Origin of the sequence: Polaribacter sp. NJDZ03, from assembly GCF_019263805.1 — a bacterium.
GTDB lineage: Bacteria > Bacteroidota > Bacteroidia > Flavobacteriales > Flavobacteriaceae > Polaribacter.
The window spans coordinates 3,468,715-3,493,397 of the sequence record NZ_CP079195.1; the positions used below are offsets into that span (position 1 = coordinate 3,468,715).

Below are 24,683 nucleotides of genomic sequence, written 5' to 3' on the forward strand. Positions count from 1 at the left end.
TTATATATATGTTCAGTTTTGTTTTTTAATGTTTGTTATTTAGTTCAAAATGTGTGCCTTTTACGTTGACGTTTATAAACCAATAAATATCTAATATTCAATTAATCCATTACAAACTTAAATCCTGCTGTAATAATACTAGAACTAAATGATGTATCCCTATCATATTGATAAAACTTTAAATCAATACTTTTTAATCCAAATTTCCAAATATGTGCCTTTGTAAAAATATCTGTGTAGGATACTCCAAAACCAATTTGATTAGCAGAATACTCAGAAAGGTCATAATCAGAAGTATAAAATTCATCGGTAGATAAAGCACTTTCATAAGGGTTAAAATAGTCTGCTGCTGTTTGGTTATAAAACCTATAAGATGGGTATAATGTAAAGGTATCAGTTATTTTAATTGGTACTTCAATACTTGCAGTGTGAGAAGTAATTCCCCAATCATCAAAATAATAGCGATAAAATGTTCTTATTGCAAATGTTTCATTAAGGTACCAGTTTAAACGACCACCAGCTGCTACTTTAAATCTTGAATCTGGCAAACGTTCAATAGCATCTGCAAGTTGAAAATTATCTATGTATGAATCTGCAACATCGCTAAAATACACTCTTTGAAATGGTGTAGATAATAAGCCGTCTTGTTTTACAAAATCTAGAGCTAACGAACCTTGTACGTTTTTATGAAGTATTTGAGAGAATCCAAAGCCTAAAGAATAAGAGTTACGTCCTTCGTCTTTAAATTCACTAAATCTAGGGGTGTAATTTGTGTTGCCGGTAATTGTATTTTGCGTAAACAAAGTATTATTTAAACCATTGCCATTCTCACCGAAGGGTCTTAATTCTGTTGGGTAAATAGCATTCCAACTATCTATATAAATATTTGCATTTACACTTAATTCTGTGTTTTTTTCGTTAAATAATTTGGTGTAACTACCACCAACACCAGCTGAAAAGTAATCGTATTCTGATGAAATTGATATTTTTGCAGACCAGATATCATTTCTGTCGTCAGAACTATGACTATAATTTCCAGTTAAATTTGTCCAAAGGTCGCTACTTGATGCACCAGAAGAAGCTTGAAAAGGGGCTGCTTGTCCATTGTCAAAAGGTCCAATGTTACTTGATGAAGCAGAAGTGTATGCCGAAACTCCTGCATCAATGGTTAAGATATCATCATCATTTAAAGGTATTGAAACTACAAAAGTTCCTGTAACATCAGTTAATTCTTCTGTTCCTATGCCGCCACTTACTGCAGCATTATCACCATCTTGAGCATAATAACTTGTTAGAAAATCTACTTCGATAGTTTCTAATACACGTTTTTTATAAACTTTGGTTGAGTCTTGTTCTGTTTGCGAATATGATTTAACAAAAGCAAATACGCAGAATATTAAAATTATTTTTTTCAAACCTCTTATTTTATTAGTTACAGCCACAGCCACCTCCTGTTTTACCTCCATTTGCTCCTACAGCTGCTTCACGATAGGAATGCATTGTAGAAACATTTCTGTCACATTTTTTTTCTGACAATGCCATGTCTGGGTCATTTATATTTACTTTTTCGTATTCTTTAACGACAACACAACTACTAAAAAAAGTAGTTATCAATGCAGCGTATATAATTTTTTTAATCATAATTTATCTATTTCTATATTCTTTGATTTTGTAATATTCCCTTTATCATCTATGATGATACATTCTATTTTGGGTAATTGATTAATGCGATCTAAGCCAGTCTCTTTTCCCATAACAAAAACAGAAGTTGCAAGAGCATCTGCCAATTCTGCTTTTGGTGCAAAAACGGTTACACTAATAATTCCAGTTGAAGGATATCCTGTGCGCGGGTCTATAATATGTGTGTATCGTTTCCCTTTAAAGTTTACATACTTTTCGTAATTTCCAGAAGTTACAACAGCTCCGTTTGTAATAGGAAGCAATGCAAAAACTTTGTTTTTATCCATTGGATTTGTAATGGCTACTTTCCAATCACTATCATTTGGTTGTTTTCCCCAAGTATTCATATCGCCAGAGGCATTAATAATACCAGAAGTTACTCCTTTAGAAATAAGAAGCGTTTTAGCCTTATCAGCTGTATAGCCTTTTCCGATAGCACCAAAACCGATTTTCATTCCTGTTAACTTAAGAAAGACAGTACCATTTTTTTTATCTAAAATAATATTATGATAACTAACTTTTTGTACAGAAGCTTTTATTTCTTCTTTTGAAGGCATAACAGTCATACTACCGTCAAATTTCCAGATTTTATCCATTGAAGCATAACTAATATCGAAAGCACCATCTGTTAATTTTGAAATACCGATTGCTCGTTCTATCAATTGAAATAATTCTGAATCAACTTTTACGGGCTGTATGCCTGCATTTCGATTAATTTCTGAAGTTTGAGAATTAGGATCCCAAGATGATATGAGTTTTTCTATTCGTGTAATTTCAGCAATCGAAGTATCAATGTACTTGTTTGCAGTAGTAAAATCGTTTGCTACAACAGTAATATCAAACCGACTGCCCATTAGTTTGAGCGTTCTCTTATAGGATTGTTGTGCTGTATAACTTGTTATTGAGAATAAAAGTAATAAGGTGACTATCTGTTTCAAATTACTTTGTAAAAGTGTTTAATTCTTTAATGTAATTTAGAGGTGTAGTCTTCTTATAGCTACTTTCTCCTAACACTTTACCATTGGAATCAAGTACGACAACAAAAGGAAAAAAACCTTGTTTATTATATTTTTCAGCAAGTAATGCGTTCGATTTTGTTTGTTCTTCAGATAATTTATTTTTCTTTCTTTTCGGAAAATCTGCCTTTAGCAAAACATAATTCTCTTTTGCATACTTTTTAAAAGTTTCTGTACTCCAAATTTCTCGGTCTAATTTAATACATGGTGCACACCAATCTGAACCCTGAAAGACTAAAATTATTGGCTTACTTTCTTTGGTTGCATTTTTTTTTGCAACATTAATATCTGTTAGCCATTCTTGAGCAATTGTTGTGTTTATACTAACAATCATTACTACTAATGCTACAATTATTTTTTTCATTTTATTTTTATTTATTTTTCATAATTGAATAGTCAACAATTAGACCAATACTTATAAACGAATGTATAAATTTTTTGTTATATAAATAGTTCTATTTTTTATAACTAAATTATAAAATTATAAAATTTTAATATGGGTAAAAAAGACTCATTTTGAAATGACATGTTGGCTTTTTAATGTGTGTTTGTCATTCCGATCGAGGCACGACGAGGAATCTTTATTTTACGTTTTATTCTGATAAGATTTCTCAATCATCCAAAAAAGACTCATTTCGAAATGACATTGTGAGTTTTTTAGTCGGAATGTCATTCCGAGCGAGGCACGACGAGGAATCTCAAAATTCACGTTTTATTCTGATGAGATTTCTCAATCGTTCAAAAAGGAATCATTTCAAAATGACATAGTGAGTTTTTTAGTCGGATTGTCATTCCGATCGAGGCACGACGAGGAATCTTTATTTTACGTTTTATTCTGATAAGATTTCTCAATCATCCAAAAAAGACTCATTTCGAAATGACATTGTGAGTTTTTTAGTCAGTTTGTCATTCCGAGCGAGGTACGACGAGGAATCTTTATTTTTACGTTTTATTCTGATGAGATCTCTCAATCGTCCAAAAAAGACTCATTTAGAAATGACATAGTGAGTTTTTTAGTCGGATTGTCATTCCGAGCGAGGTACGACGAGAAATCTTGAAGTTTAAGGTTTCTTGTGATGAGATTTCTCAATCGTCCAAAAAGGACTCATTTCAAAATGACATTGTGAGTTTTCAGTCGGTTTGTGTCATTCCGAGTGAGGTACGACCAGGAATCTTATAGTTTACGGTTTGTTATGATGAGATTTCTCAATCGTGCAAAAGCACTCATTTCGAAATGATATTGTGAGTTTTTAGTCTTTTAGCTCACTAATTGCCTTGTATAAATCTTCTTTAAGTTGCGAATTCATACTGTTATTTTTAGAAAACTTCTGATTTATTTCAACCTCAATTCCTACATATTTTTTACTAAAAGCCTTTCTTAAATACGTAGTAAACCCGTCTGCTTTTCCTAAATACGGATAGTTAAAACGGACATTCCATTTGGGGTTTATTGTATGTAAAGCCGTTTTAAGTTGTATTGCTATTTTTTTTTCCTGTTTATTAGATGAGTCGTATAAGAAGCCAATATCACAATTTCTAATTTCATCATTTAAAATAGGCGTAAATGAATGTATAGAAAGGTGTGTAATAGCATTTTTGTTTGCAACAAGAGCTTTAATGTTGTTTTCTATAGTGCTTCTATAAACATCATAATGTGATTTTATAATCTCCTCTTTTTCAATAAAAGATAGTTTTTTAGTGAATTCAGAAAATAAGTTTTTATGCCAAAGAGATCTATTCAACTCAATTAACAGTCTGCTTGTTTTACTGTAATCAGTGTAGGTTGCTAACGGTTTTAGCGAATTAAAAACATCTAATGCTCCTAAATCATAACCTCTGTGCGTGCTTAATATTTCTTTATCAGTAAAAAGAATCTTATAGGTATCTGGAATTTCATTACCTCCATGCTCGCAAGTTATAATAAGTTTCATTCCTAATTATTTGGAATAAAAAGAGTGTTGGTTTCTAAACAATCTGCTAATTTGTTGTAGGTATTTATAATATTTTCTTCAGAAAAATCATTGCTAAGATCATTTTCGATTCTTGTAGACAACGTTCCATGCTTAAAAATTACAGTCAATGCTTCTTTGTAGTTCTCAGTAATATCGTCTTTTACCAGTTCAAAAAGCTGTTTCCATATTTCTTGAATTGTACTGCTTTTATAAATATTAAAAACAGCTAAATATTCTTTATTAGTAATTTTATAATCTTCACCTTGTTTTATGGCATCGTCTAAAATGCTGAATAAATCTTGTTCTTTCCAGTCCTTTTGCATTTGTAAACTAGACAACTTTCCGTTTACCAATTGTTTTAAAACTTCAATAATTAAAACACAAATGGCTACATCTGCCTTAGGGCATTCTTGTATATCTACCAGTCTAATCTCTATGGCATTTCTATCAAAACGGGCAATGGCTCCTCTAGAATTTAGAAAATGATGGTCTAAAATATTATTGGTGTCGTGTTTTTTAATCTTTGTCTTAATAGGATCAAAAATAGTTTTATGATAATCCGATTTTGAAAAAACTTGTTCAGGAATAACCTTACCAGTCATTTCCGGAATTTCTTTTTGATTGGTTTTGTAAAACTCTAAGCGGGTATCTTTAAAACCTGTAAGTTTACCTTCTAAAATAGGAGAACTAGCGCATAAACCAGGAATTAATGGTAAAATAACACGAATTGCCGCATGCAGCTTTTCAAATTCAGTATCATTATAAAAAGGTAAATTAATATGTGTACTTTGTACGTTAGACCAACCGTGTCCTTTACAATCAAAAATACGGTTATATAGCTCATAAACTTCGCTATAACTGTGTTTCCATAGTTGTGTGTCTTGCACCGGATTCATTAAAGGATGGCACGCCGTAGGTAATAATTTGGTGTTTAATGGTTTTAAAAGCGCATTAATTTCTACAATATTTTCATGAAATTCATCCGCTAAATTGGCAAGATCAGCTGTTGGGCCATTGGTTTTTATTTCTACCACATGTGCAACCAATTCGTTGCTCCAAGCAATAGCACCATTATCGATATCAGAAGTTAATTCTCCATTTTTTTTGGTCAATAAAGTATCTACAATTGGTGCAACTTTAAAGGAAGTATCATTAATTAGCATGTATTCTAATTCGATACCATAAACCTCAAATAATTTATATTTTTTGCCCATTTTATTCTAAACGTTTTTTTAATGCTGATAAAATTTCGGTGTACACCAAATCACCATAGAAAGCATCTTCAACACCAAAATCTACATTCGGGTTGTCGTTAATTTCAATAACCATTGGTTTATTATTCACTACTTTTATGTCTATTCCATAAAGTCCTTTTCCCATAATTCTGGCCGACTTTAAAGCCATGTCTAAAACTACTTTTGGTACTTTTTCTATAGGCAAACAATCTGCATCTCCATCTTGTTCATTTTTCTTTTTCGCACTCCAATTGTAAATTTGCCAATGTCCTTTTGCCATGTAGTATTTGCAGGCAAAAAAGGGTTTATCATCTATAATACCAATTCTCCAATCGTAATCAGAAGGGCAGAACTCTTGCGCAATGATAAGTTCAGATTCTTTAAGCATTTCATTTACTAAATTATAATACTCGCTTTCTGTTTTTGCTTTTTTCACGCCAAAAGAAAAAGTAGAATCTGGTGCCTTTAGCACACATGGTAAACCTACCTTATCAATAACAGCGTCCATATTATCTTTATGAACTATAATTGTTTTTGGAGTCGCAATATTGGCATTGTTTAAAGCTTCTGCCATAAAAACCTTGTTGCAACATTTTAAAATAGCGTCTGGGTAATCTATAATTGCAATACCTTCTTGCTGTGCTTTACGCGCAAAGGCATAGGCTTCATTATTTACTTCGGTACTTTGGCGGATAAATAAAGCATCAAAAGAGGATAATCTACTGAGGTCTTTTGGCTCAATAATTTCTGCATAAATATTCATTTTTTCAGCAATGTCTACAAACTTTTTTAGTGCTTTTGCATTGCTTGGTGGTGCAGGATCATTTGGATCCACTAATATGGCCAAATCAAAATCTGAAGTGATTAGTTTAGGCGTGTCATAACGTTTTTTAGAAAAATACTGATTCGCAAATTCATAGACACTTTCTAAGTGTTCATTTGGTATTTCAGATTCAGAAATAGCTTTAATGCTTTGGATGTTCCACTTGTTGTTAAAACTGAAATTTACACGTAAAAAAGGTACTTGAAAATGTTTGTAAAACAAGCTACTTAATCCTTTGTATTTTTGTGCAACATTCTGACCAAAATAAATACTTAAAGTAAAAGATCTCGATTTAATGTTTTTTAAACTTTGCTGAATCTCGTCTTCAAACTCTTCTGAAACTATTTTTACAAGCTTCAATGTTTTTAAATCTACAATGTTTTTTACGGTAGGTATGGCTAAATGCCCTCTAGCTTCTGCTAAAAGAGAAACATAGTATCCTTTAGATTGGTAGCTGTAGTTTTTACAAAGATTAAATATCCTCGCTTTTTTTATGGTAGAATATTTAGGATTGGTAAGATATTCTTGTGAGGAAATTACGGTAATATTATCAATAGAAAAAAGCCATTTTTCTGGTTGATTGGCAACAATATATTTGTTCATTTATGGAGCATAATCGCGATATGTATTTTAAGTAAAATTATACTTTTTTTTGATTGAAAATACATAAGTTACAAAATAAATGCAATTATTTTTCTGTTGATTTTTTATGGTTAACTTTCATATTAACAGTAGCTAATGAACGTTATGTTTGTCTTTTTTAATGAGGTTTTGTGTTTACTATTGATGAAAATTTCAATTTCTAATAGTTTTTTATTGCTTAAAATAAGCAACTATTTGGTTTGTTCTTGTAGTGCTGGATTGCTGTTTGTTTTTTAAGTACTTTAGATTTACTTTTATCTCGTCGAAAAAACAATAATATATTTCTTTTTATATAGGTAGATTGGACTTTTTTTCATGATACTCTCATAAAATTAAATGCTTATTTCTGTGTTTAATACCTGTTTTTAAAATCTAAATTGAATAGTTTCCTTCTTTTGCGGCTATTTGTAAGCTTTTTTAGTAGGAAATTTTTAGGTAAGCGTTTAATTTAAAGGCATTTTGGGTCTTTTTTTCTAATATTATAAGTTAAGCAGTAGTTTTTACTTTAAAAAGCGAAGATTATGTAGCTATCAAAATAATATCTGTTATTTTTGCCGTAACAAATTCTTAACATTGAGTAATACAAACCATACTTTTTTCGAGAGTGATTTTATCGCTGAAAACCAACAAGTTTTTCTTCCAATTTTAGAAGAAAAAAATATAGAACTTTTTATAAAAAGAGAAGATTTAATTCACCCTTTTGTTTCGGGTAATAAATTTAGAAAGTTAAAATACAATTTAGAAGAAGCTAAAAAGCTTAAAAAGAAGGCGGTACTTACTTTTGGAGGTGCGTATTCTAATCATATTGTTGCAACTGCAGTTGCTGGTAAAATGGAGGGTTTAAAAACTTTTGGTATTATTAGAGGCGAGGAATTGGGGAAGAATCTAGAACAAACTTTAGAAGAAAACCCAACTTTAAAAGTTGCACATGATCATGGTATGAAATTTCATTTTGTATCTAGAGAATTATACAGACAAAAAACGTCGTTTGGTTTTATAGAGAAAATGAAAAATAAATGGGGCGATTTTTATTTAATTCCTGAAGGCGGAACAAATTTTTTAGCGGTTAATGGCTGTGAAGAAATTTTAACAAAAGAAGATGCTCAATTTAATTATGTGTGTGCTGCAGTTGGTACTGGAGGTACGTTAGCTGGTTTAATAAAGTCTTTAAAAAGGAAACAGAAAGTATTAGGTTTTCCTGCATTAAAAGGTAATTTTTTATCTGAAGAAATAAAAAAATATACCATAAAAAATGATAATTGGAAATTACAAAAAGGATATCATTTTGGAGGTTATGCGAAGCATGACGAATCGTTAATTACATTTATTAACGATTTTACAGATAAAACAGGTATTTTATTAGACCCTATTTATACAGGTAAAATGGTGTTTGGTATTGTAGATTTAATAAAAAAAGATTTCTTTGCTGAAGGAACTAAAATTTTAGCAATTCATACAGGTGGTATTCAGGGAATAGCTGGGTTTAACCTAATGTTAGAGAAGAAAAATGAGCCAATAATTAAAAGTATATGAAGTTAAGAGTTATATTATTTTGTATTAGTTTGTTAGTTTTATCAAGTTGTGGGTCTAGCAAAAAAGCTAGTAGAACCAAGAGAGATGCTGGAGTTGTTTTAAATGAACCAAAACCTGTAAAAATACCTACATCAAGTGAAGTAGAACGAACTAAAGATATAATAACTAAAAACTCAAACTTAAATAAACACACGTTAGATTATATTAGAAAATATGCAGCCGTTTCTGTTAAAGAAATGCATTTACATAGTATACCTGCTAGTATTACGCTAGCACAAGGTATTCTAGAATCGGGCAGAGGAAGGAGTGAATTGGCTTTAAAATCTAACAATCACTTTGGTATAAAGTGTCATAGCCAATGGCAAGGAGAACGTGTTTATCATGATGATGATCATAAAGGAGAATGCTTTAGAAAATATCAATATGTAGAATCTTCTTTTGATGATCATTCTGCCTTTTTAACACAAAGAAAAAGGTATGCTTTTTTGTTTGACTATGATAGTGACGATTATAAAGGGTGGGCTAAAGGATTAAAAAGGGCAGGGTATGCTACAGATAGGCAATATCCTCATAAGCTTATCAAAATTATTGAAGAATACAGATTGCATGAATTTGATAAAATAAAAAGCAAAGGTTTTAATGGTGAAGATAATAACACAAAAGTTGTGATTGGGGATAGAATTCCCCAAAAAACTATTGGTAATTACTATGAAGTTAAAAAAGGAGATACGTTATACTCTATTGCCAGAAAATTTAATACAACTGTTGGGGTAATTAAAGAAATTAATGGCTTAACAGATAACGTAATTTCTATTGGACAACATTTGCTTACTAAATAAAGTAAGTCTGCTATTTTGTATCTAATAACTGTTTCAATACCTTTTCTACGCCATAATTGTCATTACTTTCGGTTGCGTAATTAGCAATTTTGGTAATATCTTTATGAGCATTTTTCATAGAAAAACTAAAATCTGCCTCTCTTAGCATTTCTATATCATTGTGGTAATCACCAAAAACCATTGTTTCTTCTTTGGTAATATTTAAAATTTGTTGAACCTTTCTTAAAGCATTACCTTTATTTGCTTTTTTGTCAGAAATATCTAACCAGTTTTTTCCAGAGATTTTAATTAATAAGTCGTCATCAAAATCTTTTATAACTGGGTATATATATTCTTCTGAAGATGTAAAATGATAAATTGCTACTTTTAAGAAATCTTCATTATTTATAATGCTATATAAATCATCTACAACTTGAAATTTGCTATAATATTCTTGAAATAAATCGATGAAATCTTCATTTTTAGAATCTATAAATGCGCCATTTTTTCCACATAAAACAACATGAGTGTTTTCTATATTTTTTAAAACAGGAAGAATTTTTTTAATTTTATCTGCAGAAAGTAAATTTAATACGAGTACTTCTTCGTTTTTTTTAGCAATTCCACCATTTTCTGCAATTATATAAATATCATTTTTAATAGCGTCTAGTTTAGAAACGATGCTATTGTATTGTCTTCCGCTGGCTGCGCAAAAAATAATATTTTTTTCTTTTAATTGTTTAAATAAGTCAAAGAATAAAGGGCTTACTTCTCCTTTGGAGTTTAGTAATGTTCCATCCATATCGGAAACTACTAATTTTACTTTAGATAAATTCATTGTGTTGTAAATAGAGGTGTAATTATAATATTTTTTTAGTAGAATTTCTTTCAACTAAATCTGTTTTTACAATAACAGTTTCAGCCTTTTTCTTAACTTTAGATTTGTCTTCTAATCGGTTTATAAGCATTTCTGCAGCTGTAGCACCCATAATTTCTCCATGTTGGCTAACTGTAGTCATTCTGGGGCTAGAATGCCTTGCTAAGATTCCGTTAGAAAAAGAAATAACAGAAAAGTTTTCTGGTATTTTATGTCCTTGTTTTATAGCTACCTTCATTGCGGCAATAGCAGAAGATTCATCTGTAGCAATAACACTATCTATGGTATTGTCTTTAAAAATAGGTGTTAAGATATTCTCGTAGTTTTTATAGTTATCATCTATATTTATAATGAGATTTTTTTCGGCTTTAATATTATAATCTTCTAAACCTTTTAAATAACCTAATTGTCTTCTTCTTCCAATATCTAAATTATTCATTGTAGAAATAAAGGCAATATTTTTATGACCAGATTTTACTAGATAAGAAACGGTACTTCTAGCACTATCAAAATTATCTGTAACCACTTTGTCGCACTTTAATTTATCTGCAACCCTATCAAACATAACTATAGGAGTATCATTGTCTAAAACTTCTTGAAAGTGTTTATAATCTCCTTTAGAAACCGTTTCTTCTGCAAGAGATAATATAAAACCATCTATACTTCCGTTAGAAAGTGTTTCTATAGTTTCTACTTCTTTCTTAAAAGATTCGTTAGAAATACATGAAATTATTTTATATCCTCGGTCGTTAGCAACTTTTTCAATTCCGTTAAATACCTGAGCAAAAAAATAGTTTAACATATTCGGAATTATAATTCCAATCGTTTTGGTTTGTCTATTCTTTAAACTTAGTGCATTAAAGTTAGGTTTGTAGTTTTTTTCTTTTGCGTATTTTTGAATTTTATCTTTTGTGCTTACGCTTATTTCATAACTGTCGTTAAGTGCTTTAGAAACAGTAGAAATAGAAACATTAAATTCTTTAGCAATGTCTTTTATGGTAAGTCTTTTCATATTTGATTAAAAAATTAAAGACTAAAATACAAAATTCTCGGAATATAATAGCTAAAATTGATTATTTTACAATTTTATAATATTGACGATTCTTTAGAAGCTCAAAAAGAAGGAATCCATAGAGAGCAATATACTCTAAACTAACAAACCATAGGTTTTCTTTCCATGGCGTATTTGCATAGGCTTGATAACTGAAAATAATTACAATTGTCCAAATTACAGGGAAGCGATATTTTGTAAAAACAGATAAAATTAAAGGTGTTGCAAGGTACCAAGGGTGCACTGTTGTTGCTGTAAAATAATAAAAACACAATCCGAATAATAATGCTGTGATTAATTGAATTATAGATTTGTTTTTTCTGAAAAAAGTGATTATTATAAGGAATAGAATGGTTAAAATGGGCGTAATTTTTCCAATAATTGCAATCTCATTATAGCCTCTAAACAAGTAGCCAATTTCTCTAAAAATATAATAAAAACTTGCATTGAATTCAAAATTACGAAACCATAAACCTACAGAATTAGCATAATTATTAATAAATTCTGATGAATAAAAAGGAAGAAATAAAATGATTATAGTTATTAAAATTATTGCATAAAAGGCTACTAATTTTTTTAATCCTGCGAGGGCAGGAATCCATTTTATCTTAAAGGTATTAAGAGATGTTTCTGATGAGGTAATTTCTCTTTTATTGGATGATTTATGAACAAACCATTGAAAAAACAACGGTAAAAACAATAGTGGAATTAACTTTACAGAAACTGAACAACCTAAAAGTACTGCGGCCCATATCCATTTCTGTTGCTGTAATTTGTATAAACTCCAAATTAAGAAAAATAACATAACCGGTTCAAAATGTAAGTTCCCCGTCATTTCTATAATTATAAACGGATTTAGGGCATACAAAAAAATGTTTTTTACAGGCAAGTTTAATCTTTCTAGTAGTTTTTTTCCGAAGTACAGAATTCCAATATCAGCAAGAATAATAATCAACCTTAAAACAACAATAGAACCAAAGATACTTTTACTAGCAAATAGTGCTGCAATTAAAAAACAAAGCTGGTTAATAGGTGGGTAATTCGTAAAATGACTTCCGTTCATCTCGCCCATGCCAGCATATAAGCTAGATGTTTCTGCTACTGGGTGAAGCCCTTGTTGAATATAGGTTTCTGGTAATGATAAATATGGGTTTAATCCTTCAAGAATCATACGTCCATCCCAAATAAACCTGTAGAAATCTTGAGATAAATTTGGGATCGCGAAGAGAAAAATCAACCTAAAAAGAATAACTAATCCAATTAAAGTTGAAGTATTTATTGATTTACTTTTTATTAAAAAATAGAAAGAGATGAAAAGGGAAAACCATAAAAATAAAAGTTTATAGAATTCTGTTCTTTCTAAAAAATAGGCAAAAGCAAAATATAATAGTGTGCTAATTAAAATTAGTACTAGGTCTTTATATTTTGAAAAAGACAACATTAAGCTTTAGAGAATATAGATTTAAAGAATACATAACTATAACCTATAAAAAGCATAAAGTGAAAAGGAAACAAACCAAAATCTCCACCCTGGTCTCCTACAATAAAGGCACTATACATTCCAAATACAAAGTAAAGAGCCAATAAGCCTTCTAAAATAACATGAAAAGAGGGTTTTTTGGTAATGTACTTATTACTTTTCCATTCTCCTTTTAATCCACTGATATTAAATTTTGGAGTTCTTATAAATTCACTTTTTTTACCTAAATGCCCTTCTAAAACAGCAATTGTATTGTGTAGAGAAAAACCCATTGCAATAGAGAAAAAGGTGAAAAAGGATCCTATATATTTTATAAATTTGATGAATCCACCTCCATAGATTGCCTTGAACATATACCAATAACAAATAAAAAATATTAAAGAACTAATTACAAAAAAGCTCATTACAAAAAAGTATATTTTTAGATGCGCATATTCATTTTTAATATACAACATAGGTATGCTTAAAACAGCCACCAAGAAAATACACGTAAACATAGAGCTATTTAATAGGTGTAATAAACTATGAATTTTAGTTTTAAAAGAAACGTTTTTACTTTTAATAACACGTTTCATCATTTTCTGAAAATTCTCTGCACCACCTTTATTCCATCTAAATTGCTGAGATCTTGCTGCGCTAATAACTACGGGTAATTCTGCAGGAGTAACTACTTCTTCTAGGTATTTAAATTTCCAATTTTTTAATTGTGCTCTATAACTTAAATCTAAATCTTCTGTAAGAGTGTCTCCTTCCCAGTTACCAGCATCATAAATACATTCTTTTCTCCAAACACCTGCGGTACCATTAAAATTTATAAAATGTCCTTGACTATTTCTACCAACTTGCTCTAAGGTAAAATGAGCGTCTAAGGCAAAAGCCTGAATTTTTGTAAGTGTAGAGTAATTTCTATTAATGTGCCCCCAACGTGTTTGAACAACACCAATATTTGAGTCTTTAAAATAAGGAATCGTTTTATATAACCAATCTGGTTCTGGTAAAAAATCTGCATCAAAAATGGCTATAAATTCTCCTTTAGCTGTTTTTAAACCCTCTTTTAACGCACCTGCCTTAAAACCTTTTCTGTCAGTTCTTCTGGTGTGTTGAATGTCTATTCCTAACGCTTGAATTTCTTTGATAAGTTTAGCCGTAATTTCTACAGATTCATCAGTAGAATCATCTAAGACTTGAATTTCTAATTTTTCTCTTGGATACTCTAATAACGCAATGTTTTTTAACAAGCGCTCCATTACATACAACTCGTTATAAACGGGTAATTGTATTGTAATATAAGGAATCTCATTTGTATTTGAGAAATCAAATTTTTCTGAGTTATCTACTTTCTTTCTTGCTTTTAAATAATTTAAAAGCAGGTTTAACTGCGCCAAAGCATACATAAAAATGAGCAATAACGATAACGAGTAAATAATTATAATAATGTATTCTATAACCACTATTTAAAACTGTATTTAAAAATCCAACCTAATATTTTAACTCCTGCAAAGATACTTCCTTTTACGGTACCAGAGACTTTAGAAACGCCTATTCTATTTCTATATTTTACAGGGATTTCTACATAACTTAATTTTTGCTTTAATGCTTTTAATTGCATTTCTACGGTCCAACCATAGGTTTTGTCTTCCATGTTTAGGGCTAGTAACTTAGTATATTTTATAGCTCTAAAAGGACCTAAATCTGTAAATTTTGCACCAAAAAATAATTTCATTAAAAATGTTGCTAGCCAATTGCCAAAAACTTGCTGTGGTGTCATAGAACCACTTTCTCTTAATTCTTTAACGCGAGAGCCAATAACAAAATCTACATTATCGTGTAAAATAGGGTAAATAATTTCTGTTAATTGTTCTGGATAATCAGAATAATCACCATCTAAAAACACAACAATTTCAGGCTTTAGTTTTTGGTTAGAAATATAATTCATTCCTTTTAAGCATGCGTAACCATAGCCTTTTCTAGTTTCTGATAAAACGGTAGCACCCGCATTTTTAGCGTTTATTACTGTATTGTCTGTAGAGTTGTTGCTAATTACTATAATTTCATCAACAATTTTAGGAATGTCATTAATAACATTTGTAATAGAATCCTGCTCGTTATAAGCAGGTATAATAACTTTTATAATAGGTTTTATCATCTTAAATCACTTAGACTGTTTTCCTTTTTAAAGGATAAAAAGTCTGTCCACTCTTTTATTTTTTTATCATTTTTATATTTCGATGCTTTTACCAACTTTCGGTTTTTGTAAATTAAACAATAACCATTTTTTTGATCATTTTTTAATTGACACTTGTGGGTAATATCACCGTTGCTATCATAAAATAACCACCAATTTCTTTTCTTACCTTTGTTAAAATGACCTTCTTTTTCTATGGCTGCAAATTTTGTGTAAAAATACCAATAATTGGTTTCTAAATTATCAGTAAAACTGCCTTCTTTTTTAATATTTCCATTTTTATAATAAAATTTCCAGAAAGCTGTTTTTTTATCACCGTTTAGCCAACCTTCTTCTTTTATTAATCCGTTTTTGTAGAAAGTTTTATGATATTGTTTCTGACTAAACAGCATCAACGAGAAAAAGAGAAAAGTAATAAGGGGTAATTTTTTCATGTTGTTAAATAAATTCACTAATTTTTGTTGAGTTCTTGTTTGTTTTCGCTTCGTTTTCTCAAAGGTTTATGACAGCGTTTTATCAATTAAAAGAAATTAATACAACCTTGTTACCGAACATTGAGATTTTTTGCTGAATACTGTATTGCTATTAGCTTATTTCTTATTCATCAATTCCATTAAGTCAACATCGTTTCCTAATAAAATTTCTGTAGGGTTTATTCTACCTTCTTCTGGTCCGTTTTCTAATTTTAAAACTCCTCTTGGGCAAACTGCAGAACAAACTCCACAACCAACACAACTAGAACGTACAATGTTTTCTCCTTTTTGTGCGTATGCTCTTACGTCAATTCCTTGCTCACAATACGTAGAACAGTTTCCGCAAGAAATACATTGACCTCCGTTTGTAGTAATTCTAAATTTAGATTTAAAACGTTGTATAAAACCTAAATAAGCAGCTAAAGGACAACCAAAACGACACCAAACTCTGTTACCAAAAATTGGATAAAATCCTGTACCAATTACACCTGCAAAAATAGCACCTATTAAAAAGCCATAAATGTCTTGAATAGTTTGTGTTTTAATCCCTAAAACTTGTTGATCTCCAGAGAAGAAAGTATACAAAGCAAAACCTGTCATTACTAACACAAAAACCAATACAGAGTGAATTATAATACGTTCTGCTCTCCAAGAAAGTAATGTTTTACTAGAGTTTTGTCTGTAAGGATCTCCTAGTGTTTCTGCTAAACCACCACAACCACAAACCCAAGAACAGTACCATCTTTTTCCGAAGAAATACACCATTACGGGTACAACAACAATTGTTAAAACAACTCCCCATACTAAAATAAATAATCCAAAACCACCACTAGCAAGTAGTTCATCTAAATTCCATCTAAAGAAAAAATCGTAATCTAAAGGGAATGCATTTTTAAAATCGTACCAAGGTTTTTCGAAACGAACCAAGATTTCTGGAATTAAAAAAGCAAATACAATTTGAAAGAATAAAACAGAAGTAGTTCTTAAAATTTGGTATTTATTATGACGGTATTTTATATACATTCTTACCGCCATTACAGACATTACTGTACAATATAAAAAACCGTATAAAAACCATTGACTTGCAGGGTTACCACTAAGGGATAAACTAATTGGTTCTACTAAATACACCCAGTTTACAATAAAATCTGGATAAAAATAAAGTAGAATATAAAAGGTTACAAGAAATACAAAAGTAAACCAACCAATCCAACCACGATTGGTAACTGCGCTTAAGAAAATTCCATCATTTTTTATTCCTGGTTTACCTAATAAAATTACATCAGGTACAATAAACATAAGCGCACCAATAATACCTAAACCAAAGGTTAAAAACCAAGCCAAACCGGTGTTGTCTGCAGCCAAACCTTTACCAGATTTTTTTGCGAGTTCAAAACTTATGCTATGTGGTTTTCCTGATATTTTATATTGAAATTGTTGTCCTTTTTTATCCCAATTTTTTTCTGAATTGTATTTTGCAATTAATGCATCATAATGGTTGTTAGATGTTTCGTAGGCATTTATAACGCGGCTAGAGAATTGAAAAATATTTAAATTTTCTTGAGTTACAATTGCCTTAGATAATTCTTCTTTTATAATTTCACTTTTATATCCTTTTTCTTTAATAAAAGTATCTAATTGAGATTGTGTTAAATTAAAAGAACCTGTAAAAACGGTAGCTATAAAGAAGGTTAATCCTGCTAAGAAGATAATTAAACCTGATTGTTTTATGAATTTCATTTAGTTTTATATTTGCTGCAAGGTCTTAAAGACCTTGTAGGTATTAGTTATTATTGTACTTTAAAAACCTTGCAGGTTGATGGGGTTAAATTTTAGAAAAAATACGTTTCCAGCTTTTCTTTTTGGATTGTATGTTGGTGTTGTTTTCTTGATTGAATTTTGCTAAAATTTCTACTTCATGTAATTTAAAAAATTCAGGATCAAAATTAGCATCCGCTAAAAATTCTAATACATGTTCTATCGATTTATTTTCGGTTAACCATTTGTCAAAAATTTCATGACGCATTCTAATTCCGAAGGTATTTATTCCTAAAAATTTGTTGGTATTTTTATCAAAAGAAATAGTAATACATTTATGGTCTTTTGGGTGTTTCCATTGAAAATAGGCTTCATTTTCTTTCATGCCTCGTTCACTAAAAACCCAACCATAGGTTTGGTATTCTATGTCTAAGAATTTTGCAGAGTTAAACCAATGACCAGGTTTGTAGGCTGTTTTATTACCACAAATTGTTTGTGCTAAAGTTTCGCCCATCATTCTACCAGTGTACCAAACCGCTTCTATATTTCTACGTTGTCCTATAGCTTCATGTTGTTCTGCACAATCGCCAATGGCGTAAATATTAGGAATATTGGTTTCTAAAAAACGATTTACTTTTACACCACGACCTATTTCTATACCAGACTCTTTTAGAAAATCTATATTTGGTGTTACACCAGCCGTTAAACCAACTACATCACAGAAAATCTCTTCGCCGGTTTCTTCAATAATAATCGATTTTACGCGTCCGTTTTCATCAGATCTTATTTCTTTTAAATTGGTGCTTAAACGTAAGTCTATATGATGTTCTTTAATATGTTCGTTAATCATTTCAGACTCTTGTGCAGGTAAAACTCCGTTCCAAAAACTGTCTTCACGCACTAAAAAAGTAACAGGTATTTTTCTGCTTCTTAACATTTCTGCCAATTCTATACCTATCAATCCACCACCAACTATTACGGCTCTATTGCAGGTTTTATTGTCTGGAGCATATTTTTCTAATTTTTCTAGATCTTGTTTATGGTACATGCCCATAACGCCATTTAGATCTTGCCCTGGCCAACCAAACTTATTAGGTTTAGAACCAGTTGCAATAATTAGTCTATCAAAAGAAAGTTTTTCTCCGTTGGTAAAATTAAGTTGTTTTTTATCTGTGTTAACGTTGTCAACTAAGCCTTCTTTTAGCGTGATTCTATTTTTTTTCCAAAACCAATTTTCATAAGGCTGTGTGTGTTCAAACTTCATGTGTCCCATGTATACATACATGAGTGCTGTTCTAGAAAAGAAATATTTAGTTTCTGCAGATACAATAGTTATGTTGTTATCAGAGTTTTTTCTAATATGTCTTGCTGCAGTAACACCAGAGATTCCGTTACCAATTATTACAATATGTTCCATAGTTGATTGCTTGTGGGGGTTAAGTCGAAGCTAAAGTTAAGAACTTAAAACTTAATATTAGTTTAGAATGATTTTAAATAACGCTGAATTTTAAAAACTGTAAGTTCTTAAGAATTGTGTAGACTGATATTTAAAATATTAACAAATTCTATCTAAAACATGAAACTAAATTTATCTAAAATTCTTTTTGCATCAATATTAATTATCAGTTTACAGTCTTACGGACAAGATGATGAGGAGACAAGTAAAAGTAACATTCAAACCTATACACCTTCTAAATTATTAGATAAAGGACAATGGGATCTTAAGTTTTTTAATAACTTATATACACAAACAAAATCTACAGGAGCAGATAATAGTACTTCTAAAAAAATAGTTGAAGGCAGACAAACCTTTTTTACATCAACTTTAGAGGTTTTTACGGGTATTTCAGATAATAATAGAATAAACGTTGGTGCTATTATAGAGTACAGATCAAATACTTTAGGAGGTCAGTCTACTTTTTCTCCATTTAACTTTGAAGATTCTAGTTCAAGTAGAAATGGTTTTTCTTCTATTGCACCATCAGTAAAGATTCAACCATTTAAAAATATTAGTAATTTTTCTTTTCAATCTGCGCTACATATTCCTGTAATCTCAAAAGGTGATGATAGTGATCAATCAAAGGCGTTTTTAGATCAATCTGCTTGGTCATTTCAAAATAGATTTTTCTACGATTATACTTTGCCTAGTGGAGATTGGCAGTTGTTTACAGAATTAAATACTGAATATGGTTTTGGTGATGAAGATAGTTTTGCAAATAAAACATTTTTATTATCACCAGGTGTATTTATGAGTTATTTTCCATCAAATACAACTACCGTTTTAGGGTTTGTACAACACTCACAAAGACTTGGAGATTTCGAGCAAAATAGTACTTCACTTGGTTTTGGAGGTAAGATTCAGTTAAATGATACTTTAAATTTAGAAGCTTTATATAGTAACATTGTTAGAGGTCATAACTTTCAAGGTTTAGGGAATTCATTTAGTGTTGGTTTAAGAGCTTTGTTTTAGAAAAAAAAGCTATTTTTAGGGCTTTATGAAAATATATAAACTCCTCTTTTTATTGCTGATATTCATTCAGTTATCATGCAATAGTCAACAGAAAAAAATAAACGGAATTAGTTTTGTAGCGTCTAGAGATACTATAAGTATAAAACATATTTCGCCAATTATAAAGGCACAAGGCAATTACGTTGCTTTGATGCCTTTTGGTTTTATTAAAAAACTCTCTTCTCCAACGGTAATTCATAACAATGACAGGCAATGGTTTGGTGAAACTAAAAACGGATTGCATCAGTATGCAAAAAATTTTCAGACAGCAGATGTAAAAATCATGGTAAAGCCCCAGATTTGGGTTTGGAAAGGAGAATTTACAGGACTTATAGAAATGAATTCTGATGAAAATTGGACTATTTTAGAAGACACCTATTCAGATTTTATTTTAACCTACGCAAAAGCTGCACAAGATTTAAAAGCAGATATTTTGTGTATAGGAACAGAATTAGAGCAATTTGTACTTCAAAGACCCACTTATTGGAAAGAATTAATTGTTAAAATTAGAGAGGTTTACAAAGGCAAACTAACGTATGCTGCAAATTGGGACGAATTTAAACGAGTTCCCTTTTGGGCAGATTTAGATTACATTGGTATTGATGCTTATTTTCCTTTAAGTGATAAAAAAACGCCATCGGTAAAAGATTTCGAGTTAGGTTGGCAACCTCATAAAAAAGTAATTACACAGATACAAAAGCAATTTAATAAACCCATTTTATTTACAGAATTTGGGTATAGAAGTGTAGATTTTACAGGTAAAGAACCTTGGGATGCAAATAGAGTAGATGGGCAGGTAAATATGCAAGGGCAGGTAAATGGGTTGCAAGCAATACATAACCAGTTTTGGAAAGAAGATTGGTTTGCAGGTGGTTTTATTTGGAAATGGTTTCATACACACGCTAAAGTAGGTGGGGAGAAAGATAATAGATTTACCCCTCAAAATAAACCAGCAGAAGTTGTGCTTAGAAAGTTGTATAAACAAGACTAAAAAGAACAAAACATGACGAATATCTTATATCTTTTTAAGTTTAGATAGTAACTTTGTAACTATAACTAATAAACCACTATTATGAAAAAAATAATTGTTCCTATAGATTTTTCTAAACACTCTGAGTATGCTTTAAAAGCCGCAGCATTATTAGCAAAAAAAAATAATGCTACTATTTATGCTTTACATATGTTAGATTTACAAGAACTATCTTTAACAGAAAGTGAAAACAATCAACAAGAAAAAGCAATCTATTTTTTAAAATTAGCAGAAAAAAAGTTTAAAGATTTTCTTATAAAAGAGTATCTAGAAGGTGTAAAAGTGGTGCCTATTATTAAGCATTTTAAAGTTTTTAGTGAAATAAATGCTATTGGAGAAAAAGTAAAGGCAGATATAATTATTATGGGATCTCACGGTGTAAGTGGGCTAAAAGAATTTTTTGTAGGTTCTAACACAGAAAAAGTAGTCAGATTTGCAGATTTACCTGTTTTAATTATTAAGAATGAAATAACCAATACCGATTTTGCAGATATTGTGGTGGCTACAGATTTTTCTGAAGAAGGAATACCTGCTTTTAAAAGTATGTTAAAATTAGTAGATTTTTTAAATGCACGCAAACATATTTTATATGTAAACTTGCCCAATGAAGAATTTAAAACAACTTCCGAAATGGCTGCTTTGGCAAATAATTTTTTAATGAAGGCAGAAGGAAATACAGATAGAATGATTAACGTAAACTTTGTTTGCGATAGAACGATAGAAAAAGGTATTCTTAACTTCTCTAATGCAGTAGGCGCAGATTTAATTTCTGTAAGTACGCATGGTAGAAAAGGATTATCTCATATTTTTGCAGGTAGTATTGCCGAGGATATTGCAAATCATTCTACCTTACCAATTCTTACGATTAAAATTTAAAGATATATGACTGTTAAAAATTTGTTGATTATCATTTTTGTTTCCCTTTTTTTCTTCTCTTGTACAGAAGATAATGACGTTACTGTACCAAGAAATTTACAAGAATATATAACTGCTAGCACTAATAATGATTTAGGTAATGTTATTGCATGTGCAGCAAGTGCAAGCGGAAACACTAATTTGTCTTATATTTTTTATTATCCAGAAGCAGGCGCAACAGATATTAGGTATTATGAAGCAGATAGTTTAAATATTGATAATCAGGATTTTTCTAAGTACAGAAGAAAAAATTTAACAAAAACAGCTGTTTTTGGAGGGAAGTTAGAGCGTTTTGCAAGGTCTGGAGATAATGAGAATTGGTGTTTGGTTACTTATATGTTAGACGGAGAATTACATAAATCGAATCCAATTCGTTTAAAAAATGAAACAAAACCAACAAGTTGGACAAACGCAGTAACTATTAAATTTCCAGAAACATTAAAACCAACATTTACTTGGTCAGATTTTGGAGTTACAGATAATGCAATATATTTTGAAGTAATTTCAGAAAAAGAAGACGATACATTTGTTTCTGGAACCTATACTTTAGATAAAATATTTACATATTTTGATACGACTAATGTTGTAAATAATATAAATGTGCCATTAACTCCCGTTAATTTAGTAGCAGATACCGAATATCTATTTACCATGATGGCTGTTAGTAAAGATAATTGGGTGAATACGGTTATTCAAGAAAGTTTTATTACAAGAAATTTAGAAGAATATTTAGATTTTAATGCAACCAAAACAATAGAGAAAGCAACTGCCTTTGGGGCAAGTAGTAGTGGGTCTACAAGCCTTTCTTATATTTATTACAATCCTTTGGTTGGAGCGTCTGATATGAGGTATTATGAAACCGATAACCTTGCAGTAGATGAAACTGATTTTTCTAATTACCGAAGAAAAAAAATAACAGACCAAGCTACTTTTGATGGTGCACTTAGAAGATATTCTAGAACAGATACAAATGACAGTTGGTGTATTGTTACGTTTATTATTGATGATAAATTATATAAATCAGATCCTATAAAAATTAAAATTCAAACAAGACCAACAGAATGGTTAACAGATATTACTATAGAAACTTCAGAAAGGTTAATGCCTAAATTTACTTGGTTAGACGGAACTTTTGTAGAGAATGTTAAGTATCTTCAAGTAGTTACAGATAAAGAAGACAATTTTTTATCGGGTACATTTACAGAAGAAAAAACATTTCAATATTATTTAGATGCTAATGTAATTGATAAGATTAACCTAGAAACTCCGGCAGATTTAATTTTTGATGCAGAATATAAAATAACTGTTATGGGGTTAAGTACAGATAATTGGGTAAATTTGGTTATTCAGAAAACATTTACAGTAGAATAGTGATCTTAAAAAAAAGTCTTTTTTTTCTATTTTTATCCATAGCATCTTTTGTATTCTCGCAAGAGAATATAATTGTTGATGTTAAAATTAAAGGGATAAAAAAAATCAAAGAATCCTTTATTCAAAACCTTATTCATACAAAAAAAGGAACCGCTTTAGATTCTATAGCGATAGAAAAAGATATCGTTTTTTTAAAAAGATTACCAGCAGTTAGTCATGCCTATTATCAAGTGTTTCAATCTCAAGATCATCTTTATAAGGTGTATATACATATTGAAGAAAACTTTACACTCATACCAGAAGTTAACTTATGGACAACTACAAACAGTCAGTTTTCTTATAAATTAGGTTTGTATGACTATAATTTTTTAGGAAGAAATATCACCTTTGGTGGGTTTTATCAAAACAACGGATTCGATTCTTATGGCATCAATTTTAAAGCCCCTAATTTGTTTTCTAGAAAATGGGGAATAGCTTTAAGCCATCAAAACTGGAAAAGTGAAGAACCATTGTACTTTGGCAACAAAACTGCAAATTACTTGTACAACAACACTTCTTTTGAAGTATTAGGCTTGTATCAAATAAACCTGAAAAATCAATTTAATTTTGGTGTAAATTTCTTTAATGAAAAATACCAATATTTATCAGGAGTAACAGATGCATCAATTCCACAAAATTTAGATCTAGATAAAACGTTATTTAAATTAGTATATACATATAACGATTTAGATTACTATTACCAATATGTAAGTGGTTTTAAAAGTGTTTTATATACACAGTTTGTAACTTCTAGTACTGCTTTTCAGAATGATTTTTTAATTGCTTGGAACGATTTTTTCTATTATAAAAGAATAAAAGAAAAAGGAAATTGGGCTAATAGATTGCGTTTTGGTTTAGCATCTAATGAGAATACACCTTTTGCTCCCTTTGCTTTAGATAATAATATTAATTTAAGAGGAGTTGGTATTTTAGTAGATAGAGGAACCGGCGTACTTCTCTGGAATACAGAATATAGGTATACTGTTGTAGACAAAAAATGGTTGGCAATTCAGACTAATGTTTTTACAGATTTTGGTTCTTGGAGAAATCCGGGAGGGGAGTTAAATGACTTTTTTAAAAGTGAAAACATAAGAGCTTATTCTGGTGTTGGTCTGCGTTTTATCAGTAAAAAAATATACAATGCCACTTTTAGAATCGATTATGGATTTAGAGTTTCTAACAATCCAGGGCAATCTAAAGGAGGTTTAGTTTTTGGAATAGGACAATATTTTTAATCTAAATTTAATATTACTTTCCTACTTCTTAAAGAGAAACACTTAATTTTGCTAAAAAATA

The 24,683-nt window shown here is 30.2% G+C and carries 22 protein-coding genes; 7 read left to right on the plus strand and 15 right to left on the minus strand.

All coding sequences use genetic code 11. The features are described from left to right. Nucleotides 1-101: 101 nt before the first annotated feature. The 7 genes from KV700_RS14720 to KV700_RS14750 form a co-directional block, all read right to left on the minus strand. The gene (locus KV700_RS14720) at nucleotides 102-1,415 is read right to left on the minus strand and encodes a DUF3570 domain-containing protein (protein ID WP_254712928.1); all 1,314 of its coding nucleotides are present in this window, start codon (nucleotides 1,413-1,415) and stop codon (nucleotides 102-104) included. A gap of 13 nt (nucleotides 1,416-1,428) precedes the next feature. Beyond that, nucleotides 1,429-1,641 carry a DUF4266 domain-containing protein gene (locus KV700_RS14725; protein ID WP_166386500.1) on the minus strand — a complete coding sequence of 71 codons (213 nt, stop codon included), beginning with the start codon at nucleotides 1,639-1,641 and terminating at the stop codon, nucleotides 1,429-1,431. Beyond that, nucleotides 1,638-2,618, minus strand: a complete 981-nt coding sequence (locus KV700_RS14730; protein WP_218598334.1) for an FAD:protein FMN transferase — start codon at nucleotides 2,616-2,618, stop codon at nucleotides 1,638-1,640. Before KV700_RS14730 ends, KV700_RS14725 begins: the two co-directional genes overlap by 4 nt. Before the next feature lies 1 nt (nucleotide 2,619). Continuing rightward, nucleotides 2,620-3,060 (minus strand): thioredoxin family protein, encoded by a 441-nt coding sequence (locus KV700_RS14735; protein ID WP_218598335.1) that lies wholly within the window; start codon nucleotides 3,058-3,060, stop codon nucleotides 2,620-2,622. A gap of 886 nt (nucleotides 3,061-3,946) precedes the next feature. Continuing rightward, a complete protein-coding gene (locus KV700_RS14740; RefSeq protein WP_218598336.1) occupies nucleotides 3,947-4,627 on the minus strand; it encodes an N-formylglutamate amidohydrolase in 681 nt (226 codons plus the stop codon). Between the two features lie 2 nt (nucleotides 4,628-4,629). Then, entirely contained in the window at nucleotides 4,630-5,862 is a 1,233-nt protein-coding gene (locus KV700_RS14745; RefSeq protein ID WP_218598337.1) for a glutamate-cysteine ligase family protein, read from the minus strand. Between the two features lies 1 nt (nucleotide 5,863). Next, nucleotides 5,864-7,309, minus strand: coding sequence for a RimK family protein (locus KV700_RS14750; protein ID WP_166386510.1), 1,446 nt, complete (start codon nucleotides 7,307-7,309; stop codon nucleotides 5,864-5,866). 651 nt (nucleotides 7,310-7,960) lie between these two features. Between KV700_RS14750 and KV700_RS14755 the strand changes: the two genes are divergently transcribed. Further along, on the plus strand, nucleotides 7,961-8,881 hold the full coding sequence (locus tag KV700_RS14755; RefSeq protein WP_254713013.1) for a 1-aminocyclopropane-1-carboxylate deaminase/D-cysteine desulfhydrase: 921 nt from the start codon (nucleotides 7,961-7,963) through the stop codon (nucleotides 8,879-8,881). Further along, nucleotides 8,878-9,720 carry a glucosaminidase domain-containing protein gene (locus tag KV700_RS14760; RefSeq protein WP_218598339.1) on the plus strand — a complete coding sequence of 281 codons (843 nt, stop codon included), beginning with the start codon at nucleotides 8,878-8,880 and terminating at the stop codon, nucleotides 9,718-9,720. Before KV700_RS14755 ends, KV700_RS14760 begins: the two co-directional genes overlap by 4 nt. 10 nt (nucleotides 9,721-9,730) lie before the next feature. On the opposite strand, the gene KV700_RS14765 is transcribed toward KV700_RS14760, so the two are convergent. The 8 genes from KV700_RS14765 to KV700_RS14800 all read right to left on the minus strand — a co-directional run bounded on the left by KV700_RS14765 (nucleotide 9,731) and on the right by KV700_RS14800 (nucleotide 18,940). After that, the gene (locus tag KV700_RS14765; protein WP_317168385.1) at nucleotides 9,731-10,591 is read right to left on the minus strand and encodes an HAD family hydrolase; all 861 of its coding nucleotides are present in this window, start codon (nucleotides 10,589-10,591) and stop codon (nucleotides 9,731-9,733) included. After that, nucleotides 10,560-11,588 (minus strand): LacI family DNA-binding transcriptional regulator, encoded by a 1,029-nt coding sequence (locus tag KV700_RS14770; protein WP_166386516.1) that lies wholly within the window; start codon nucleotides 11,586-11,588, stop codon nucleotides 10,560-10,562. The genes KV700_RS14765 and KV700_RS14770 overlap by 32 nt, the downstream gene beginning before the upstream one ends. 61 nt (nucleotides 11,589-11,649) lie before the next feature. After that, nucleotides 11,650-13,068 carry a mannosyltransferase gene (locus KV700_RS14775; RefSeq protein ID WP_218598340.1) on the minus strand — a complete coding sequence of 473 codons (1,419 nt, stop codon included), beginning with the start codon at nucleotides 13,066-13,068 and terminating at the stop codon, nucleotides 11,650-11,652. After that, a complete protein-coding gene (locus KV700_RS14780; protein WP_218598341.1) occupies nucleotides 13,068-14,558 on the minus strand; it encodes a cellulose synthase family protein in 1,491 nt (496 codons plus the stop codon). The genes KV700_RS14775 and KV700_RS14780 overlap by 1 nt, the downstream gene beginning before the upstream one ends. Next, nucleotides 14,558-15,253, minus strand: a complete 696-nt coding sequence (locus tag KV700_RS14785; protein WP_218598342.1) for a glycosyltransferase family 2 protein — start codon at nucleotides 15,251-15,253, stop codon at nucleotides 14,558-14,560. Before KV700_RS14785 ends, KV700_RS14780 begins: the two co-directional genes overlap by 1 nt. Continuing rightward, entirely contained in the window at nucleotides 15,250-15,726 is a 477-nt protein-coding gene (locus KV700_RS14790; RefSeq protein WP_166386524.1) for a toxin-antitoxin system YwqK family antitoxin, read from the minus strand. Before KV700_RS14790 ends, KV700_RS14785 begins: the two co-directional genes overlap by 4 nt. A 156-nt stretch (nucleotides 15,727-15,882) precedes the next feature. After that, nucleotides 15,883-17,505: a 4Fe-4S binding protein gene (locus tag KV700_RS14795; RefSeq protein WP_218598343.1), complete on the minus strand. Its 1,623-nt coding sequence runs from the start codon at nucleotides 17,503-17,505 to the stop codon at nucleotides 15,883-15,885. An 85-nt stretch (nucleotides 17,506-17,590) separates the two neighbouring features. Then, nucleotides 17,591-18,940, minus strand: coding sequence for an NAD(P)/FAD-dependent oxidoreductase (locus KV700_RS14800; RefSeq protein ID WP_218598344.1), 1,350 nt, complete (start codon nucleotides 18,938-18,940; stop codon nucleotides 17,591-17,593). A gap of 159 nt (nucleotides 18,941-19,099) precedes the next feature. Between KV700_RS14800 and KV700_RS14805 the strand changes: the two genes are divergently transcribed. The 5 genes from KV700_RS14805 to KV700_RS14825 all read left to right on the plus strand — a co-directional run bounded on the left by KV700_RS14805 (nucleotide 19,100) and on the right by KV700_RS14825 (nucleotide 24,622). Continuing rightward, nucleotides 19,100-19,993 (plus strand): transporter, encoded by an 894-nt coding sequence (locus tag KV700_RS14805; RefSeq protein ID WP_218598345.1) that lies wholly within the window; start codon nucleotides 19,100-19,102, stop codon nucleotides 19,991-19,993. 25 nt (nucleotides 19,994-20,018) lie between these two features. After that, nucleotides 20,019-21,023, plus strand: a complete 1,005-nt coding sequence (locus KV700_RS14810; protein WP_218598346.1) for a glycoside hydrolase — start codon at nucleotides 20,019-20,021, stop codon at nucleotides 21,021-21,023. Nucleotides 21,024-21,104: 81 nt separating this feature from the next. Further along, entirely contained in the window at nucleotides 21,105-21,938 is an 834-nt protein-coding gene (locus KV700_RS14815; protein WP_218598347.1) for a universal stress protein, read from the plus strand. A gap of 6 nt (nucleotides 21,939-21,944) precedes the next feature. After that, on the plus strand, nucleotides 21,945-23,348 hold the full coding sequence (locus KV700_RS14820; RefSeq protein ID WP_218598348.1) for a hypothetical protein: 1,404 nt from the start codon (nucleotides 21,945-21,947) through the stop codon (nucleotides 23,346-23,348). After that, complete coding sequence (locus KV700_RS14825) at nucleotides 23,348-24,622, plus strand: outer membrane protein assembly factor (RefSeq protein ID WP_368384761.1); 1,275 nt, start codon at nucleotides 23,348-23,350, stop codon at nucleotides 24,620-24,622. Before KV700_RS14820 ends, KV700_RS14825 begins: the two co-directional genes overlap by 1 nt. Nucleotides 24,623-24,683 lie beyond the last annotated feature (61 nt).

Bases quoted from the DNA above. Each gene is read 5' to 3' on its own strand.
- KV700_RS14725 (WP_166386500.1), bottom strand. From the start codon at position 1,641: ATGATTAAAAAAATTATATACGCTGCATTGATAACTACTTTTTTTAGT.
- KV700_RS14735 (WP_218598335.1), bottom strand. From the start codon at position 3,060: ATGAAAAAAATAATTGTAGCATTAGTAGTAATGATTGTTAGTATAAAC.
- KV700_RS14740 (WP_218598336.1), bottom strand. From the start codon at position 4,627: ATGAAACTTATTATAACTTGCGAGCATGGAGGTAATGAAATTCCAGAT.
- KV700_RS14745 (WP_218598337.1), bottom strand. From the start codon at position 5,862: ATGGGCAAAAAATATAAATTATTTGAGGTTTATGGTATCGAATTAGAA.
- KV700_RS14750 (WP_166386510.1), bottom strand. From the start codon at position 7,309: ATGAACAAATATATTGTTGCCAATCAACCAGAAAAATGGCTTTTTTCT.
- KV700_RS14760 (WP_218598339.1), top strand. From the start codon at position 8,878: ATGAAGTTAAGAGTTATATTATTTTGTATTAGTTTGTTAGTTTTATCA.
- KV700_RS14770 (WP_166386516.1), bottom strand. From the start codon at position 11,588: ATGAAAAGACTTACCATAAAAGACATTGCTAAAGAATTTAATGTTTCT.
- KV700_RS14775 (WP_218598340.1), bottom strand. From the start codon at position 13,068: ATGTTGTCTTTTTCAAAATATAAAGACCTAGTACTAATTTTAATTAGC.
- KV700_RS14785 (WP_218598342.1), bottom strand. From the start codon at position 15,253: ATGATAAAACCTATTATAAAAGTTATTATACCTGCTTATAACGAGCAG.
- KV700_RS14790 (WP_166386524.1), bottom strand. From the start codon at position 15,726: ATGAAAAAATTACCCCTTATTACTTTTCTCTTTTTCTCGTTGATGCTG.
- KV700_RS14795 (WP_218598343.1), bottom strand. From the start codon at position 17,505: ATGAAATTCATAAAACAATCAGGTTTAATTATCTTCTTAGCAGGATTA.
- KV700_RS14800 (WP_218598344.1), bottom strand. From the start codon at position 18,940: ATGGAACATATTGTAATAATTGGTAACGGAATCTCTGGTGTTACTGCA.
- KV700_RS14805 (WP_218598345.1), top strand. From the start codon at position 19,100: ATGAAACTAAATTTATCTAAAATTCTTTTTGCATCAATATTAATTATC.
- KV700_RS14810 (WP_218598346.1), top strand. From the start codon at position 20,019: ATGAAAATATATAAACTCCTCTTTTTATTGCTGATATTCATTCAGTTA.
- KV700_RS14815 (WP_218598347.1), top strand. From the start codon at position 21,105: ATGAAAAAAATAATTGTTCCTATAGATTTTTCTAAACACTCTGAGTAT.
- KV700_RS14820 (WP_218598348.1), top strand. From the start codon at position 21,945: ATGACTGTTAAAAATTTGTTGATTATCATTTTTGTTTCCCTTTTTTTC.